This is a genomic window from Vibrio sp. ED004, assembly GCF_023206395.1.
In the GTDB taxonomy this organism is placed as follows: domain Bacteria; phylum Pseudomonadota; class Gammaproteobacteria; order Enterobacterales; family Vibrionaceae; genus Vibrio.
Genome location: NZ_CP066150.1, coordinates 1223657 through 1241463, shown reverse-complemented (window position 1 = coordinate 1241463; position 17807 = coordinate 1223657). Strand labels below are relative to the sequence as shown.

Genomic DNA, 17807 nt, shown 5'->3' with positions numbered 1-17807 from the left:
CGCGAATTACGCGGCTTTTTTGCATTTGGACAGGTGAAAGATTGAAAACTAAAATTCGAAGCTCGACACTTAAAGCTCGAACTCGTCATTCATTTTTCGAAATAACCAATCTGGTACCTTGTTCCATGAACTGTAGTTTGGATTCTTAGTGTGTGTTTGTTCCCCTGAAGCCCAGATAGTCTCACCTGATTTTTCTCGCGTCACAGCCCAGAACAAATCCTCTTTCTGACGAGCTAAGTAGTGTGTCACTTGCTTCGCAAACTCTTCACTGTCAATCAACACACCAAACTCAACGTTGAGAAAGTCTGATCTTGGATCAAAGTTAGACGAACCAATATAGGTTACACGCTCATCTAAAATTACGGTCTTGTTGTGGTAGTAGGTATCAACATGAAAGTAGTGGTCATCATTGATAGCTTGGCTTTTGTACTCATAGATACTTAAGCCTTTGTCGAGTAAAGTCTCACGGTGTTTTTCGTAATATGCAGGTACAAAGCCCGAATCATTAGAAGCCGATGAATTCGTCAGTAAGGTCACTTCGGCTTGGTTCTTTCTGAGTGCATCGATGAATACAAACTGGTTATCGCTTGGCACCATGTAAGGCGTAGAAATAACAGCCTTAGAAGGTGTCGGTACTTTTTGCTTCATTAAGTGCTCAGTTCGTTGACGAAAGTAGGGCTTGTTGTCATTGAGCTTCTCTAATGAATCAAATAAAGGGGTTACCGATGCTTTAATAAACCTTGGTTCGCTTAGGCGATCTATCTGTTGCTCAACATCGAAAGTGATCGGCTTTTTATTCTTCTCACCTTTATTTATTGCCTTGGTAAACGCTTTATATTGGCCTTGTTCTTTGACTTTGATTCGCTCTTGAATTGGCACCACATATTGGCTGTCCCAAAGTGCTTGGTAATTGTTGTCGAAAGACTCGATTAAGTCACCTCGAAACAAAACGTCCATATCAAAGAAATTGGCATTCTCGCTATAGCCAAAGTAATCATTGCCGATGTTTCTTCCACCTAAAATCATCGAGTGATGATCAACATTGAAGTACTTCTCGTGAAGCCGATTATCCAGTTGTTTTTGATGAGTGGAGAAGTTTAATGCACGACCAACCCAGCCAGCTTTACGTGATTCAAATGGATTGAACAGTCGAATCTCAATATTGGGGTGTGAGTCCAATTCCGCTAACCATTTATCATTAAAAACCATTAAGTCATCTAAGGTCAGTCGGACATGAACCTCACGATCCGCCGCTTGCTTTAGCTCGTTTAGAAGCATCAACCCAAGCGTGTCACGCTCCCAAGAGAAGTAGGTCATATCAATTGAGTGTTGTGCTTGGCGAACAAGCTCGATACGACGTGCGAAGGCTTCTGGTGCCGTCGGGATCAGGTACACCTCAGCGTGATGTTCAGTGCTTTGCCAGTTTGCTTCGAAGTCAGGCTCAACATCGGGGTAAGGTTGGGCGCAGCCTGTGACCACAGTAATCAACATCATTGTGCATACGGTTTTTAGTTTGCTAAGTGTCATAACTACCTGCGTTTGAATGTAAAATTTGGATATAAAAACGGCCAGCGAGCTGGCCGTAAAGTAGGAAGGGTGTTGAGAATGTTTAGTTTAGGTACCACTGCCAAGGCATAAGGCCTTCCTCTGCTAGACCGGTTAAGCGACCTTCACGAAGCTTAGGATCAACACCTGGGTTTGTGACATAGTCCCAGTCTAAAGTAGTACTGTTTTCGCTGAATTCTGCACCATCAATTACAAGCACATTGTCGGCAGCATCGCTGTATTGTTGGCCTTCGAACAGTTCATCGCTAAACCAAAGACGCGACATTTCGTTCATTAGGGCTTTATCCTTGCTTGATGGTCTTACTTCACTTCCATCAAAACGCACGGCTTTGTTAAACACAAACGGCAACTCTGAACCGTTACATGCACCGCCGATGCAACCAATCGTCTTGAATAGATCAATGATTGACAGTTGGTCGTATTCGCCCGTTTCTTCATTTAGACCTGTTTTATAGTTCCACATGTTAAAGCTTGGTTTGTGCTCAAAGTGGTATAGCGTTGCTTCTACTCCGCTGTTTGCTGCCATGTGACGAGCTGGTCCATTGAACAAGGTGTCATTTAGCAAAGTTTTAAATTGCTTCATGTTGTCAAGAGCACCACCTAAGCTAGATTCTGAGTTAGGGTAGAAATCAGTTAGAGATAGAATATCTTGGGTTTGTTGGTGGCTCGTGATATCAACAATGTCGACCAAGCAACTAACGGTACCCGTAATGTCACTGGTATCAATGCACTGAGTCATTTCAACTAGATCACCTTCTAGTTTGGCACCATAAAATAAACCCGCTACTGCACTGTAAGCACTGCTTGGCAATACAAGCTCTGATGAAACTTCATCACTTGCTTGAACTGATAGTTTTTGTTGCAGAAGAACGATGCTGTTTTCATCTTCCAACCATTTAACCATCGCTAGAGCTAGCTTTGCTGGATCTTCATTAGTAAGCAGTTCAGGTTCATCATTTGTTACTAACTCGATAACTGTCGGAATTAAGAACGTAGCGGTAAAGAGCATGCCAAAGCTGTTCGCTTCATGTGCATTTTCACCTAGGACAGTGGGTACTGAGAAGCCTGCTTGAATTGGTGATTGTGCTGATTCGCTACAGCTATTGAAAAAAGTTTTTTCACACAATATGTATGGAGCAAAAGGCATCAGGTTTGACATTGGAGTCTCATCTGATGTCGGGCTCAGAATTGGGATTTGCAAAGAACCTAACAACCAATTCTTTAGCTGTTCAATGCCATTCAAAGCTGTTTCTTGCGACGCCATGATCTCATTGAGCGAAGTGTCTGCTGTAAACTCCTTACTGCGATCTTTTGCTACTTCATAACTAGGGTATTCAAAGCCGTACGGGTTACTCTGCATGATGGCACGTTGGAAATATTGACCTGCGATATCTTCATCTTGCTGTAAGAAACCAATAGACATAGCACCTGAACCTTGACCCATAACTGTCACGTTTTGATCATCACCACCGAAATCAGCAATATTGTTGTGTACCCATTCCAAGGCGCGCTTTTGGTCGCCTAAGCCATAGTTGCCATCTTCGTTCTCGCCTTTAATCCATTGAGTACCTAACTGACCAAGACGGTAGTTCAAGCTTACATAGATGAAAGGCTTACCATCGTCGCTTCCTTGAGCAACCACGGTATCACCGCGCACAAGTGCTTCAGAACCTGAGCCGTATTCAAAGTCACCACCGTGGATGAAGACATAAACCGGTAGATCTGCATCAGAATCTACGCCTGCTGGACGCCAGATATTGAGGTTGAGGCAGTTCTCTTCTTGTGTTTGTGATGTCGTTTTTAGTTGAGGACAAGCATAACCAAACTGAGTCGCATCCAAAGTACCCTCAACAAGGCTTACAACTTCACTGTGTTCGAAGCGCTGAGCCTCGCATATTGAATCCCTTTGAAAGATTCAACGGAAGCCAGTTTGTCGTCTTCGGTATTCGAAGTTATAACCAGTTCTTCTATGGTCGCTTTAATCGTTACGTCACCGATTTGAGCATCAAACGGTTTAGCAGGTGCCGGGATTAACGGTTCTGGCTCGTTTGGTAATGGAACAGTAGGGGTAGTATCAGTATCGCAACCTGCTAAGGCAGCAGTAATAGTAAGAGCGATCATTGAACGGTATGTAATAGTCATAAAAAAGTTTCCACAATAGTATTCGGCGCAGTCTGTTTCATCGTCATCTACTTAGATAACAGAGCTACAAAATTTCTTATCAAGAACAACCTGGTTTAAGGGCTAGGCTGATATTCAAAGTTCGGTGACTAGAATCGGTAACCCAGGTTCAGCGTTACAGCCGAACGAGTTTCGCCTTTGTTGTACAACATGGTCATGTTGTAGTTTTTGCCGATCTGCTTGTTAACTCCTGTTAGGAATGCCCACTGATCGATGTCGACACCAACGTCATAGTCAAATTCGATGTCATCGGTTTTTACGGTGCCTTGCATACGTGAATTTAAACCTTGGTATTCAGCGCCAACGAAAAATTGAGCTCGATAATCGACTAACTGGTAACCCAACATGGGTTGAACCGTGACAATACCATCGCCCCAATCGTCTAGCCCTTTAAGGCGCGTTTGTGAGTAAGTGCCAGTAACAGAAGCGAAGAACTCTTTGTAACCAACAGATAGAGTTGTACCTACACCGCGCAAGTCATATTCGAGGTGCAATGGGACATTTAAACGTCCACGGTTACACAGAGCAGAAACTTCTCTACAAAGCAGATCACCTGCGCCATCAAATTGATCATTGAGCTTGTCTTTTAAGTATTCACCTGCTGCGCCGGTATAAGAGGCGTCCACGTTCGCATCAACGTTTACCTTTCCTACGTATCCGAATACATTCCAGAATGGCAGGATATTTACGTCACCGCGTATCGAAACACTTTCCGCTTTGACCGTCGCAACACTATCTTCCGGGTCAAATAAATCATTCAAGCGCACACCACCAATCACGTAATCTGTCATCGGAATATCCATGTCTTGATTTCGATAAGCCACTGATACGCCAAATGGAAGGGGTAAATCGATACCTTGGCGTCGTACCATATCGCCCATTAACGGGAAGACACGGTCTAGCTTGACGCTCGCTTCTAACATTCTTGGGTCTGATACTTCTTGAAGTCTCGCTTCGTTGACCACTTGTACGCCGTTATCCTCTTCATAAAACGCGACTGGCTCGACGATGCTCGTCATCTTCATTGGCTTGTTCTTGGTTGTACCAACCACTTCAGTTGTTTTTCTCGCGATGACTAACTTGTCCGTCGGTAAAGTGTGAAATTCAATCTCTTGCTTATAGCTTTCTACCTTGTAGGTATGGTGTTTAAACGGCTTTTCATTACTGATCAGCATGCGTTTTGGTTGACCGTCGATTAACTCAATGTCGACATTCAAAAAACGGAAATATGCGATGTCTTGAGGGAGTCCATACTTCGAATAATCGAAGCTGATGATTACTTTGTTATCGTCGATTTCTTTTACCCGAACCGAAGACGAATCAAAGCTTTCTGCATAATCACGTAAGCGATATTCGGTACGTGTGAAGGCTTCTATCTCATCGAGCAGGTTTTCGTTATCATCCAGTTCTTTTAGGTTATATTTGATACGAAGATCGATGTTGCCTTTAGTGTCGGTGTTCTTAACGAGATAGACGCTTGAGTCACGAACTTCATCGCCAATTTGCAGAGTACGATGTGCGTGTTCAACTAGGTGTTCGCCCTGTACGAGTGAACTGATTGCTAGCTTTGGTAAATCATGACTGATGCCATATTTGTCAAACAGTGCTCGACCTTTTTCCATGACTTCGCTGTAAGTGTTGGTTTCTGCTGCAGACGCAAAGGTGGGGGTGGTAAGTAATAGGGCGCTCGCTAACACAGAAAGAGTATGGGTCTTACAGGCGCTGGTGCGTATTTCAAAAAAACTCATGACGGTTTCCACGCTGAGTGGCCTCAAACCTTCGAGACTCAAACAGTCGATGTAATACTGAACGTCGTGTTCAGTTGTTATGTATTTATCCGTTAGGATTGCCAGTGTGAATGTCGCGACTAAAAATGCATTGCGTCAATCAATGAGAGGATTTTAAGAGGAGGTGGCAGATCGCGTTAATCGCGTTTGATGGACGCTATCCTCACTTAGTAATAATTAGCGTTAATTAACTGATTTATAATGATTTTCAATAGATATAAAAACGGCCTGCGAAGTAAAAATACTTGGCAGGCCGTTTTGTTATGAGAGGATTTAGTGTATCTAGTTCTAAGCGGTTACTTTTACTCTGAATAGATCAGTAAACAGCTTCGCGATCATTAAAATGATCAAGATGTTCACCAACATCAACAGTGGCGTTTCTATTCTATAAACAGGAGTGAGGTTAAGTGCACCAGATGTAAGAACAACCAACAAATTGATACCCAAAATTCGATGTACCATGAGCTTAGGTGTCGCGAACACTTTCCATATCACCATAATGTTAAGGAAGTAGAATAGCCCCAGCTCCCATAGTTCAGTCATTAATGGCATCACAAAGATGTATTGCAACAGAATCACCGACCCTGTCCCCAACACACCATAAAAAGCATCCTTAATAACGCTTGGTGGCATGGTCGGCACCATAGAAGAGAATACACCGGCTAACATAGGAAATATAAAACCACCTGGTACTGGAAGATAAATCCAAATCAACAGCGATGTGATAAACATCGACACGCCTTGCAGCACTTTTCTCCCATCTTCATTCAAATGTTCAACAAACGTGCGATGAGCATGATGCCAAGACACTTCTTTGTGATCGCCCATGACATTGAGTTCACCTTCAACCAGAGATTGCTCTGGCGTTAATACGTCGAACGTCTCCAAGTTGTGCGTAAGAACTGCCCATTGGATACCCAAGTCTGATTCGCTGTTACTTTGTTTGAGTAATGTATCTTGGATATGTGCCATTTCATCGATACGCAAGCGCCATGTTTGGATGTTCTCTTTAAGGTGGTAGCTTCCGGTCAGTGGTAGATCTAAAAGTTGATACAGCTTATCAATATTCGCGGTGTTGCTTTCAAGTGCGGCAATGTCGATGTTGTCTGTTTTTTCCATCGCATCTAACAACGTTTGTTTACTGGTTTCGAAACGTTGTACAAAGTTGAGTTCAGTATTCACAGGCCACACGATGCGATACACAATAGAGAACACAACAACACCTAATAGTGTTTCTTGAAGTCTAAGTACAGCAAAGTGAAAGGTGGTTTGGCTATCAAACCCGCCCATGCAAGCAACAATCGAACACACGGCAAATCCTATTGAAAGGATATAGCCGTATTTCTCGTCGCTCGACATGAAGATACATACCCCAAGGAACAGGGTGAAAAATGTTAGAAACAAGAAGCGATCTTGAGAAAACATGGCGATAAGGAAAAAGGCATAACCAGTCCCTAACAAGGTTCCCATTAACCGGTTATGGCCTTTGTTTATTGAATGGGCGAAACTCTCGTTCAATGCCATCACTGCCACGGCTATCGCAGCCCAATACGGTTTTTCCCAATCAAACCACAACGCTAGGCAGATTGCGATAACGATAGAGAGTGCGGCTTTAATCGCTTCTTTAGTCGATGCAGTGAACATAAGAATCACCTAGCTATTTTTGATTATTTTGATCGAGGCAGTCATACCAACACGCAGTTGTACGTCTTCTGGTATTTTGTCTAACTTCACTTTGATAGGGATACGTTGAGCGAGGCGTATCCATTGGAAGTTTGGATTCACGTTTGGCAATAAATCATTACCTGTGCTGCCGTCTTGCGTCGCGATACCAAAACCAATACTTTTGATATGGCCTTCTAGCTGAACATTGTTGTGCATCATTAAGGTCACATAAGCAGTGTCCTGAGCATCGACACCGACTAAATCAGTCTCTTTGAAATAACCTTCAATCCAGAAGCTATCTTCATCAATTAGCGCAACCACAGGTGAATTCGCGACAACTTGAGAGCCCACACGCAGGTTCAGATTGGTGATATAGCCGTTAGTAGGCGCATATACCTTGGTGTACTCAAGGTTGAGATGTGCTTCTTCTACGTTCGCTTTTGCCAGTTCGACATTTGCGGCGCTGGTTTCTACCGCGTTGTTCAAGTTGTTTAGAGTCAACACGGGCACGGCACCGGGCGTTCTTTTCTCTAAGTTCAACGCGCGTTGCTCTTCGTTTTTGGCTTTGGCGAGTAGGGCAAACGCTTGTTTTTGAGTAGCAAGTGCTTTTCTGTAGGTCGCTTTGTAAATACTCGGATCGATTTCAAAAAGAAGATCGCCTTTTTTTACCTTCGAGTTGTCTTCGACATGCACTTCAATCACTTGGCCCGTTACACGAGGTGTAATCGAGACGATATAAGCGCTAACTTGCCCGTCTCTGGTCCACGGGTTACTTGAATACGACTGGTAATAGCTATAAACGACAGTTCCCGCAGCAGCCAATAATAAAAGTGTGATGAGATAACGTTTGATCACAGTAAGTGCCTCAAAAAATGGTAATAAAATGGCCAATAGCGCCAGTAAAAATTACGATCAAGCTCAGTTCTGCTATTGCAGGAAAGGCGACGTACTTATGAAGGCCAAACCTTGTAGCGATTGACCCTGTTAGCATTGTCAATATGTAAGCCAGTGCGATAACCAATAACAGCGGCGGGAAGTAGACTTCACCCCACACAAGTTCATGTGGCATTGTGTTCATGGTTCTTTTCTCTATTTGTTTGATGAATACAAAGATAACGGAATTCGATTTATTGTGATAATCGCGTATAGAGGATCGGATCCATCAAAAGTCCGAATTTATTCGGTGACTATGTTCACTGCATCTTTCTTTAGTGCCGTAAGCCAGTAGAACAAGGGCAGGTAGATTACCGTTCTGGTTTCAAAAACATTTAATCGCAATTTATTTCGAAAATAACCTGCTTCTTCTAGTGTCAGATAAATGCAGTTAAAACAACGACTTTACAGTTAAATTATGCATTAATCGCTCTCCAAATAGTCAAAGTGATGATCTGATCCATCAAATGAGATTACAAATTAAAACCTTTTGTTCTTAATATTCGGTTCGAAGCAACGAGCTGCTTTATTAAATTGAATAATCCAACAAATATCAGTATTAATTTATTCGTTAGATTATTTGCTCCTTATATTTAGTAACAAGAGTAAATTTGTCATGGACATTATTTCTAATCTGTTTGACATGGCACCATTTGTCGCACTATTTATTACACTCTCATTAGGTTATATGGTCGGTAAAATTACGACCGGCCGATTTGTTTTAGGCGGTGTAGCCGGAACCTTATTAATGGGCGTAATAATTGGGCAATTTGGTGTTCAGATAGATCCTGGCGTTAAAAGTATTTTCTTTGCGCTGTTTATTTATGCCGTAGGTTATCAGGGCGGTGCACAATTCTTTAAAGCCCTTAACTTCAGAACCATCAACATTCTGCTCTCTGCGGTTGTCATGACGGTTTCTGGCTTGTTGTGTGTACTTGCCGCTGCATGGTTATTTGACTTAGATAGAGGTACAGCTGCAGGTCTAGCCGCTGGTGGCTTGACTCAATCTGCGATCATTGGTACTGCAGGTGATGCGATCGCACGTTTAGGTGGTGTAACTGAAGAAGCCAAACACCTAATGCAAACTAATGTTGCTGTTGGTTACGCGGTAACATATATCTTTGGTTCTCTCGGCCCGATCTTGATGGTGACTTGGGTATTCCCAACACTCATGAAGTGGGACATCCGTTCTGAAGCTATCGCTTTAGAAGAGAAAAATTCTAACGGCAAACGTGATTTAGCGGATGGCGAATTTAACGCGGTTACTGCTCTAGTGACGCGTGCTTATAAAGTGGCTAACGGCGATCAACTGGTCGGTAAGACATTAGCTCAATTGAATCAATCATCACTTGCAGCGTGCATCGAGCTTATTGAGCGCGATGGTAAAGAACTGAACGCAGACAAGTTCACGGCGCTTAAATCGGGGGACCTTATTGTAGTGACGGGTCGCCGAAATGCGGTTCATGAGCTAGAGAGTAAGGCACAAAGTAATGAAGTTGCACTACCGGAAAGCTATGAAGTTATTGAAGAGAATCGTCGTAAGTGTTCACCAAACCCTATTGACACAAAAAGTGTGACATTACGCACTTGATCCCACTTTTAGTATTGAGTGATCCTTCTAGGAAGCCATCATAGTTTCATGACTAGAAAAAAAGCACCTAAATACCAAGAAGCACCACCTGAAGTCTCGGATTTGAATGAGGCTAAGGTGCTTATTGATGAGCTGTGGGAACAGCTCCGACATTATGAAGATAAGCTAACCACTAGCTCCAAAAACTCTTCAAAATCTCCTTCATCAGACAATCCTAAAGATCGCCATGACCGGAAAAAGTTGAAAGCTCTGGTGGTCGCAATTCGAGAGGAGCTAAACAAGGCCACACAGGGCATCAACGAAAGCTCTCACCGTTAAAGAAAACGGATGTCATTATTGACTGTTTCCCTGAAACTTGTCCTTGCTGCGCTCAATCTGACATTGAGGTACAAGGTGGGCCATACTATCGCCATCAGGTCTTCGATATTCCAAAACCCACTGTCGATATCACCGAATACCGTTTGTTTTCAGGTCAATGTCGGCACTGCAAAGAAACCGTAAAGGCTCAAAAGCCTGACGATGCATCTCAAGGGATTATAGGGCCGAACTTATTAAGTTACATTGGGGTTCTTGCGGGGCAATATCACCTCAGTGTTCGGAAAATCCAATCACTGCTCAAAGAACCAGCTTGGCACAACCTTTCGGTCGGCGCGATTAGTGAAGCGCAAACGAAAGTCGCTTCAATGTTAACGCCATTGCATCAAGCGATAAAAAGGCGTTAAAGAAAGCGCCTTTGATTCATGCTGACGAAACCTCTCATCACCGAAATGATGAAACGAGCCTGCGTTGGTGTTGGTTAGTGGCAAGTGATGACCTTGTCTATGAACAAATACTCTATTCGCGCTCGACCTCCTCAGCGAAAAAGGTCATTGATGAAGACTATGCAGGCATTGTGGTGAGCGACCAGTGTCCAAGCTATAACTGGATAGCCGCAGACCGTCATCAGTTATGTTGGGCACATGTGAAGCGCAACCTTCAGCAAATGGCGGATTATAGTGGCGGTGGCCACACTGCTTATATTGGTAAACATCTTTGTTTGTTAACGAACGCCATTTTCCATACTCGGCATCGTTATGAGCAAGGTGAATTGGATTATTCACTGTACTTGCGGCGAATGCACAGGCTACAAAAAATCGTTCGATCATTGGTTGAGCAAAGGGACAGATGTCATGGTCAAGCGGTATCGGGGCCGATGCAAGTTACTGCTCAAACATAGAGAGAGCTTGTGGGTTTTTCTCAAGAAAACATCAATCCCTTAACCAATAATGAAGCTGAACGATGTATTAGAGGTTTTGTCATTCAAAGGAAAATCAGCTTCGGAACGACCTCAGATGCAGGCGATAAATTCCGTAGCCGTATTCATACACTTATCGAAACCTGCAAAAAGCGCGGTCTATCAGCAATGTCAGTTCTGAGTGAAATCATCACTTCTGTTGTTGAGAAGAAACCGTACCCGAACGTTTTTAATCTGTAGTATCGTTCCTCTCAGTCATGAGAAGTCAAGTTGCCTTGGTGAACGGTTACGAATCGTCAACTTATCGCTGATAATCGTAAGCTGATTGGTCGCTCGCTAAGAGAAATCAAAGACAGCTCAAACGAACGCTCATTCCGAGGCGTGTATGTGACAGATTACATCCGTGAAGGCGCTTCAGTTGCCATTACTGATGACCTGATTGTCGAGAAAAACGATGTAATTCAATTAACGGGTACCGCTCAAGACATCAACCGAGTTGAAAAACATATCGGTAAGCGCATGGGTTCTGCAACCACGACAGATTTCATTGTAATGGGCTTCGGTATGGTGTTGGGTCTTCTCATTGGCCTAATCAGCTTTAAAATTGCAGGTATCCCCGTAACGATTGGTTCTGGTGCAGGTTGTTTGATCTCTGGCTTGCTTGTTGGTTGGTTACGTAGCCGAAATCCACATGTGGCTCAGTTTCCAGCAAGCGCTACAAACTTCATTCGTGATTTTGGTTTAGCAGCATTTGTTGGCATCGTTGGCCTAGAAGCGGGCCCTCAAGCGGTTGACACCATAAAAGAACACGGTATGTCACTCCTGTTCTTAGGTATGGCAGTTACTATTATTCCACAGATTATTTCATTCTTGTTCTCGTATTTTGTTTTGAAGATCAAGAACCCAATTGAAGCTTTAGGTTGCGTGACCGGTGGTCGAAGTGCAAACCCAGCCTTCGCAGCATTGATGGAAAAAGCAGGCAATGCAACGCCAGTGTTCTCTTTCACTGTGACTTACGCTGTAGCGAACGTGTTACTGACTTTATGGGGACCTATTATCGTCGGCATTATTACCGTTAACGCAGGTATGTAATTAAAACTACACATCTAATACGATTTTTAAAAAGAACTATCAATTTATTAAAAGGCCTGCCAAATAAAAAATTGGCTAGGCTCGAATAAACACACTTAAGTAAAACACTTTGTTTAAATGAAAGTGTTCAATATTAAATAATTAGGTAAATATTATGACTACACAAAATACAACTATCGATTTTTCAAAATTTGCTGATTTAAGCCCATTTGAATTGAAAGATAAATTAATTGAAGTTGCACAAACAGTACCAGACCGTGCTTTATTAGACGCAGGACGTGGTAACCCAAACTTCCTAGCAACACTACCACGTAAAGCATTTATTCGTTTAGGTGAATTCGCAATAATGGAAGCGGAGCGTACATACTCATATCTAGACGGTAGCTTTGGTGGTATTCCAGATGGTGTTGGTATTGTTGAGCGTTTTGATTCTTACGCAAACAGCAATCAACGTTCAGTTCATTGAAAAAGCGCTGAGCTACGCAAAAGACCGCTTAGGTATCGAGAAGCAAGTGTTCTTAAATGAGCTTGTGAATGCGTACTTAGCGTGTAACTACCCAGTACCGCCACGCATGCTGACGAATATCGAAAGCGTAGTAAAACAATACATTGCAGAAGAGATGTACGGCCCAATGCCAATGACGACAGATTTCGATCTGTTTGCAACGGAAGGTGGTACGGCATCAATGACGTACACGTTCCAAACCATGTTTCACAACGGTCTACTAAAGAAAGGCGACAAGGTAGCGTTGATCACACCAATCTTCACACCTTACTTAGAAATCCCTGAGCTTTCAGAATACGAACTTGAGATTGTAGAGCTTCGTTTAGATGAGACAACATGGCAGTTACCTATGTCTGAAATCGAAAAACTTGAAGACAAAGACATTAAACTGCTGTGTGTGGTAAACCCAGCAAACCCTGCATCAGTGAAGTTCTCTGATGAGACTCTGAATAACCTATCAGACTTCGTCAACACACAACGCAGTGATCTGTTCATTATCACCGATGATGTGTACGGCACATTCGCAGACGATTTCATTTCTCTGTTTGCCAAACTTCCATACAACACGCTTTGTGTTTACTCATTCTCTAAGTACTTCGGTGCGACAGGCTGGCGCCTTGGCTCAATTGCGATTCAGCACAACAACGTGTTCGATGATGCAATGCGCAGCCTGCCAGAATCTCGTCAACTGGAACTGGAGGACCGATACAAAACGCTAGACCCAGAACCACGCGGTATTAAATTCATCGACCGTATTGTTGCAGACAGCCGCAGTGTTGCACTAAACCACACAGCAGGTCTTTCACTACCGCAACAAGTTCAGATGGCACTGTTTTCATTGAACTGCCTAATGGATTCAGAGCAAAACTACAAAGAAGCGTGCAAACGCATTATTCGCGAACGTTACAAAACTTTGTACAAAAACATGGGTGTCGAAATTGAAGAAAACAAAGATCGTGTGGACTACTACACACTGCTTGAGCTCGACACTTTGGGCGGCAAATTGTACGGACCAGCTTTCGTTGAATGGTTCAAAGCGAACGAGAAGGGCAAAGACTTTTTGTTCCGACTTGCACATGAAACTGGCGTTATCTTGCTTCCAGGCAAAGGCTTCGATGTAGTACACGCTTCTGTTCGTGTATCGCTAGCTAACCTGACTCACCATGAGTACGAACTGATTGGCCGCGCAACTCGCAAGGTGTTGGACGAGCACTTCGCTGAGTTCCAAGGCGCATAAGTTCTAATTAGGCTTAGAATCGAATTCATGATTTTGAGCTAACGACGTTCAAATCACTAAGAATAAGCCTCGGCGATGTCGGTCGAGGCTATTCCGACCAAATAAGCACAGTGTTCAAGTAGCTATCTATTGGATGCAATCGTTGTGTTTATTTAGTCGCCAAATCCAAACGAAATTCATTCCGACAAAATCAGAAGAGCGGCGTATGAAAAGTATTATTTCTATTCAATCTCACGTGGTTTATGGGCATGCAGGCAACAGCTCTGTGGTTTTTCCAATCCAAAGAATGGGACTCGATGTATGGCCAATCCATACTGTTCAGTTCTCGAATCACACTCAATATGAGCAAGGTTGGACAGGAAAGACATTTAGCTCAGATGACATTCGAAGCTTAATTCGAGGCTTAGACAACATTAGTGCATTGAAAGACTGTGGTGCGATCCTTTCGGGTTATCAAGGAAGTGCAGACCAATGCAAAGCGGTCGCCGAGGCGGTTAACCTCATCAAAGAAAAGAACCACAGTGCACTCTATATTTGTGACCCTGTAATGGGTGACCCAGATAAAGGTTGTATTGTTGATGACGGCGTGAAAGCGGCTATTGTCCAACACTTTCTGCCCATAGCTGATGTCATCGTGCCTAACCAATTTGAGTTGAGCGAATTGACCGGTACCAAAATCCACTCGCTTTATGATGCGGTTACAGCCTGTAAGAAGGCACTGGAACTTGGGCCAAAGATGGTGCTCGTGAAACATCTGCACTCATTACCCGATGATGCGTTCAGCATGATCCTCGCAACGAAAAAGGCATGCTATTTAGCTCAACGACCGAATATCGAATTTGATAAACAGCCAGTTGGTGTTGGCGACCTTATCTCAGGCTTATTTACAGCGGGATTAATGAAAAGAATGTCACCGGTGGCTGCATTCCGTCATGCAAACAACGCGGTTTATGGTGTGTTGGAGCTGACTAAGAGCTATGGCACTTGGGAACTACAAACAATCAATGCTCAGTATGAATTTGTAGAGCCTACCCACGATTTCAACGTGGTCAAAATAGGCTAGAGCGTTGAACTCCAACAGTGGTTAAGGTCATCTAAGGATGAGCGACTATTCGATGGATAGCGTCCTACAAACGAGATTACGAGTTAAGCCGGATACTAGCTATATTGCGACCACAAAGAGATGGACTTCACTTTATCCCTATTTATTAACCTCTCTGTTTTTTAGTTTTCTTATTTATAAACAGAGTCTCTGAATCACTTTAGAGAACACTAAATGAGCCTAAATATGAACCGTCTAATCTCTTCGGGTCTTACCGTTGCTTTGTCATTCTTGGTAGTAGCTTGTAGTTCACCCCACACGCTAGACGTACGCGTAAACAAAGACAATTACAAAGAAGTCACTGTAGAAGAGGCATCAACCGTCGCTGAGCCATTGCGTATTTGGGCGAGTGAGTCGCCAGACTTCTTATACTCTCCAGCCGATAAAACCACGCCGATTACCGTATCAGGCGATCAACTAAACATTCTTGCGTTATCAGGAGGTGGCGCCAACGGAGCCTTTGGTGCCGGTATTTTGATCGGGCTTGAAGAATCAGGCCAGCTGAAGGACTACTCCATAGTGACTGGTATCAGCGCAGGAGCATTAATGGCACCGTTTGTGTTTATCGGGGGAGATGCGTTTTCGAAGATGAAAGAAGTAATGTTGGACATCAATGATAAATCAGTGCTCGGAAAAAAGAACTTTTTGAACACCGTCTTTAAAGATGCGTTTACCGATGGAGAACATTTGTACCAGTTTATTGCTTCGGCGTTCCCTGAACCGATGATTGAGCAAATTGCAGAGCAACATCGAAATGGCAAGCGTCTGTTCATTGGCAGCACACATTTTGATTCCGGCGAGCTTGTGATTTGGAATGTGGGCGCAATTGCAAACAGTGACATGCCAAATAAATCCGAGCTTATCTATAAGGTTTTGGCCGCAAGTGCATCTATTCCTGGAGTGTTCCCACCGCAGTTTATCAATGTGGAACATGAAGGTGAAACTTTTGAAGAGTTACACGTTGATGGCGGCTTAGCGGCTCAAGTGTTCTTCAATCCATCGCAATTTGACTATCAACAGATCTCAGATGCACTTGGATTACAAACACCACCACAGCTCGATGTGATTCGAAATGGTGTACTGAAAGCGCCGTACCACTCATTACGAGATAAGGGCCTAGATTTGGTAACGAAGAGCGTATCAAGCCTGACTCTTGCACAAACTCGTGGTGACTTATATCGAATGAAATACATCAGTGAAATCAACAACATCGGTATGCAATTCACTTATATGGAACACGACTTTGGATATGCGAAACGTACCAAAGACATGTTTGATGAACATTACTTATTAACCATATACGAATATGGTTATCACAAAGCAACTCAGGGTGAACCTTGGGTAACCGAATTACCGTAATTAGGGAGATTGTAAAATGAATAAAACAGCATTAACGCTACTTATCTTAGCAACGTCTAGCACTGCAATGGCACAAAACGCAACCTCAATGGACCAGCAAAAAGTCGATAACGACATGCTACAACTGGCCGACGTTCAGCAAGAAGCGGCGTTGATCATGGTCGAAGAGAATTCTGACTACGTGGCGATTGATTACATTGGAAAGTGGGTTAAGGTGAACAATTACGTCACACATAGAGAAGCCAAGCAGCGTCAACTTCAAAAAAGCACCAAGAAATACATTTACTCGCAAACGGGTGAAACTCTAGAGTCCATTGAACAGCGTATTGCTGAACATATTCAAGCGGACCAACCTAGGTATTTCAGTGTCGATGTTTACCGTAATTACCACGGTGATTCAGGCGACTTTAACTACTTAGCACGAGTTATCGAATACATTTAAGTTATTCGTTACACATCAATGATAGAACCTACTGACTTGAGTAGGTTTTTTTGTATAAACCAGACGAATTCATTTCACTATTATTATTCTGACAAAGTAGATATTACGTCAATCTGTGATAATTTAAATACATAACGACTAAAAGTAAGCACAACAAAATGAATTTCAGTATTGAACAACTTCTCGCATTTGTGACCGTCTATGACCAACTGTCTTTTAGTAAGGCTGCGGTTAAGCTTAACAAGCATAGAACAACAATCGGCCAAGTTATTACAAACCTTGAAGACCAACTCGCGGTAAGTTTATTTGAAAGAGTTGGAAGGTCGGTTAAGCCAACAGAAGATGGCCATCACCTTTATCATTATGCTAAGCAAACGATTGAACAAGCACGCACTTTCGACAAGGTAGCCTTGAGCTTGTCTTATGGCGGTTTGGAAAACATTACTTTTGCTTATTCAAGTGTGATACCTCATCAAATCCTTGTGGATATTCGAAAGAAGTTGCGTCGTGATTTCCCTATGATGCGAGTGAATTTTCTAGTACGAAATAAAAAAGACATCAAACAAGGCCTTCAGAGCGGTGAGTATCATTTTGGACTAGTCAACGTGCATGACAGTCGTGGAATACACAGTTTTGATGCCACCTTTTTAGGCCATATAGAATTTTTTCCTTTCGTCCAAAAAAATGGCGAGTTTTCTACTTTAGCAAAAGAAGATGTACTTTTAGCGCTAAGAAATGCGAAGCAGTTTGTCTTAAGATCCTTCATTGAAGAAGGAATGTCCGAAAAAATAACCGTTAGTTCTGACAATGAAGAAGTCGACCAATTAGCGCTGGTTATTAAAATGGTTGAAGCCGGTCTAGGATGGGCACTTCTACCAAAAACGTTCGCTCATTCTGAATTTTCGCATTACGACATCGAACCTATACAATCGTCTGAAATGGAACAAGGATTTAAATTTGGCTTTGCACTGTGGTGCCCTCATTCTAAACAAATTAGCGAAGTTAAGTCATCAGTATTATCAGTTATCAAAGAAAACGTAGAGCGGTTGCTAAAGAGAGATTAATGAACCAATAACACAGTTTATTTTTTATAGAGGCTCATTTATATGAGCC

At 42.9% G+C, this 17807-nt stretch carries 10 protein-coding genes and 5 pseudogenes; 9 read left to right on the top strand and 6 right to left on the bottom strand.

What is annotated here, in order from left to right; genetic code table 11:
• Positions 1–69: 69 nt before the first annotated feature.
• The 6 genes and pseudogenes from ITG10_RS23020 to ITG10_RS22995 all read right to left on the bottom strand — a co-directional run bounded on the left by ITG10_RS23020 (position 70) and on the right by ITG10_RS22995 (position 8277).
• Entirely contained in the window at positions 70–1527 is a 1458-nt protein-coding gene (locus tag ITG10_RS23020; RefSeq protein WP_026084282.1) for a phospholipase D family protein, read from the bottom strand.
• Between the two features lie 82 nt (positions 1528–1609).
• A pseudogene (locus ITG10_RS23015) lies at positions 1610–3708 on the bottom strand (carboxylesterase family protein).
• A gap of 128 nt (positions 3709–3836) precedes the next feature.
• Positions 3837–5495 (bottom strand): hypothetical protein, encoded by a 1659-nt coding sequence (locus tag ITG10_RS23010; protein WP_026084281.1) that lies wholly within the window; start codon positions 5493–5495, stop codon positions 3837–3839.
• Positions 5496–5822: 327 nt separating this feature from the next.
• Entirely contained in the window at positions 5823–7178 is a 1356-nt protein-coding gene (locus ITG10_RS23005) for an FUSC family protein (RefSeq protein WP_017631206.1), read from the bottom strand.
• A 9-nt stretch (positions 7179–7187) separates the two neighbouring features.
• The gene (locus ITG10_RS23000) at positions 7188–8054 is read right to left on the bottom strand and encodes an HlyD family secretion protein (RefSeq protein ID WP_017631205.1); all 867 of its coding nucleotides are present in this window, start codon (positions 8052–8054) and stop codon (positions 7188–7190) included.
• Between the two features lie 10 nt (positions 8055–8064).
• Positions 8065–8277, bottom strand: coding sequence for a DUF1656 domain-containing protein (locus ITG10_RS22995; protein ID WP_010429574.1), 213 nt, complete (start codon positions 8275–8277; stop codon positions 8065–8067).
• Between the two features lie 471 nt (positions 8278–8748).
• Between ITG10_RS22995 and ITG10_RS22990 the strand changes: the two are divergent.
• From ITG10_RS22990 to ITG10_RS22945, 9 genes and pseudogenes are all read left to right on the top strand, one after another.
• Positions 8749–9672: pseudogene (locus ITG10_RS22990) on the top strand (TrkA C-terminal domain-containing protein); the annotation flags it as partial.
• A gap of 99 nt (positions 9673–9771) precedes the next feature.
• Positions 9772–10041 (top strand): DUF6444 domain-containing protein, encoded by a 270-nt coding sequence (locus ITG10_RS22985; RefSeq protein ID WP_017631628.1) that lies wholly within the window; start codon positions 9772–9774, stop codon positions 10039–10041.
• A gap of 415 nt (positions 10042–10456) precedes the next feature.
• A pseudogene (locus ITG10_RS22975) lies at positions 10457–11197 on the top strand (transposase).
• A gap of 9 nt (positions 11198–11206) precedes the next feature.
• Positions 11207–12049 (top strand): annotated as a pseudogene (locus tag ITG10_RS22970) (TrkA C-terminal domain-containing protein); the annotation flags it as partial.
• A 154-nt stretch (positions 12050–12203) separates the two neighbouring features.
• Positions 12204–13791 (top strand): annotated as a pseudogene (locus ITG10_RS22965) (bifunctional aspartate transaminase/aspartate 4-decarboxylase).
• A gap of 205 nt (positions 13792–13996) precedes the next feature.
• Positions 13997–14854, top strand: coding sequence for a pyridoxal kinase PdxY (gene pdxY / locus ITG10_RS22960; protein WP_017630425.1), 858 nt, complete (start codon positions 13997–13999; stop codon positions 14852–14854).
• Positions 14855–15079: 225 nt separating this feature from the next.
• Positions 15080–16252: a patatin-like phospholipase family protein gene (locus ITG10_RS22955; RefSeq protein ID WP_248387160.1), complete on the top strand. Its 1173-nt coding sequence runs from the start codon at positions 15080–15082 to the stop codon at positions 16250–16252.
• A gap of 16 nt (positions 16253–16268) precedes the next feature.
• The gene (locus ITG10_RS22950) at positions 16269–16694 is read left to right on the top strand and encodes a hypothetical protein (RefSeq protein WP_017630428.1); all 426 of its coding nucleotides are present in this window, start codon (positions 16269–16271) and stop codon (positions 16692–16694) included.
• A gap of 158 nt (positions 16695–16852) precedes the next feature.
• Positions 16853–17758 (top strand): LysR family transcriptional regulator, encoded by a 906-nt coding sequence (locus tag ITG10_RS22945; protein ID WP_017630429.1) that lies wholly within the window; start codon positions 16853–16855, stop codon positions 17756–17758.
• The last annotated feature ends 49 nt before the right edge of the window (positions 17759–17807 follow it).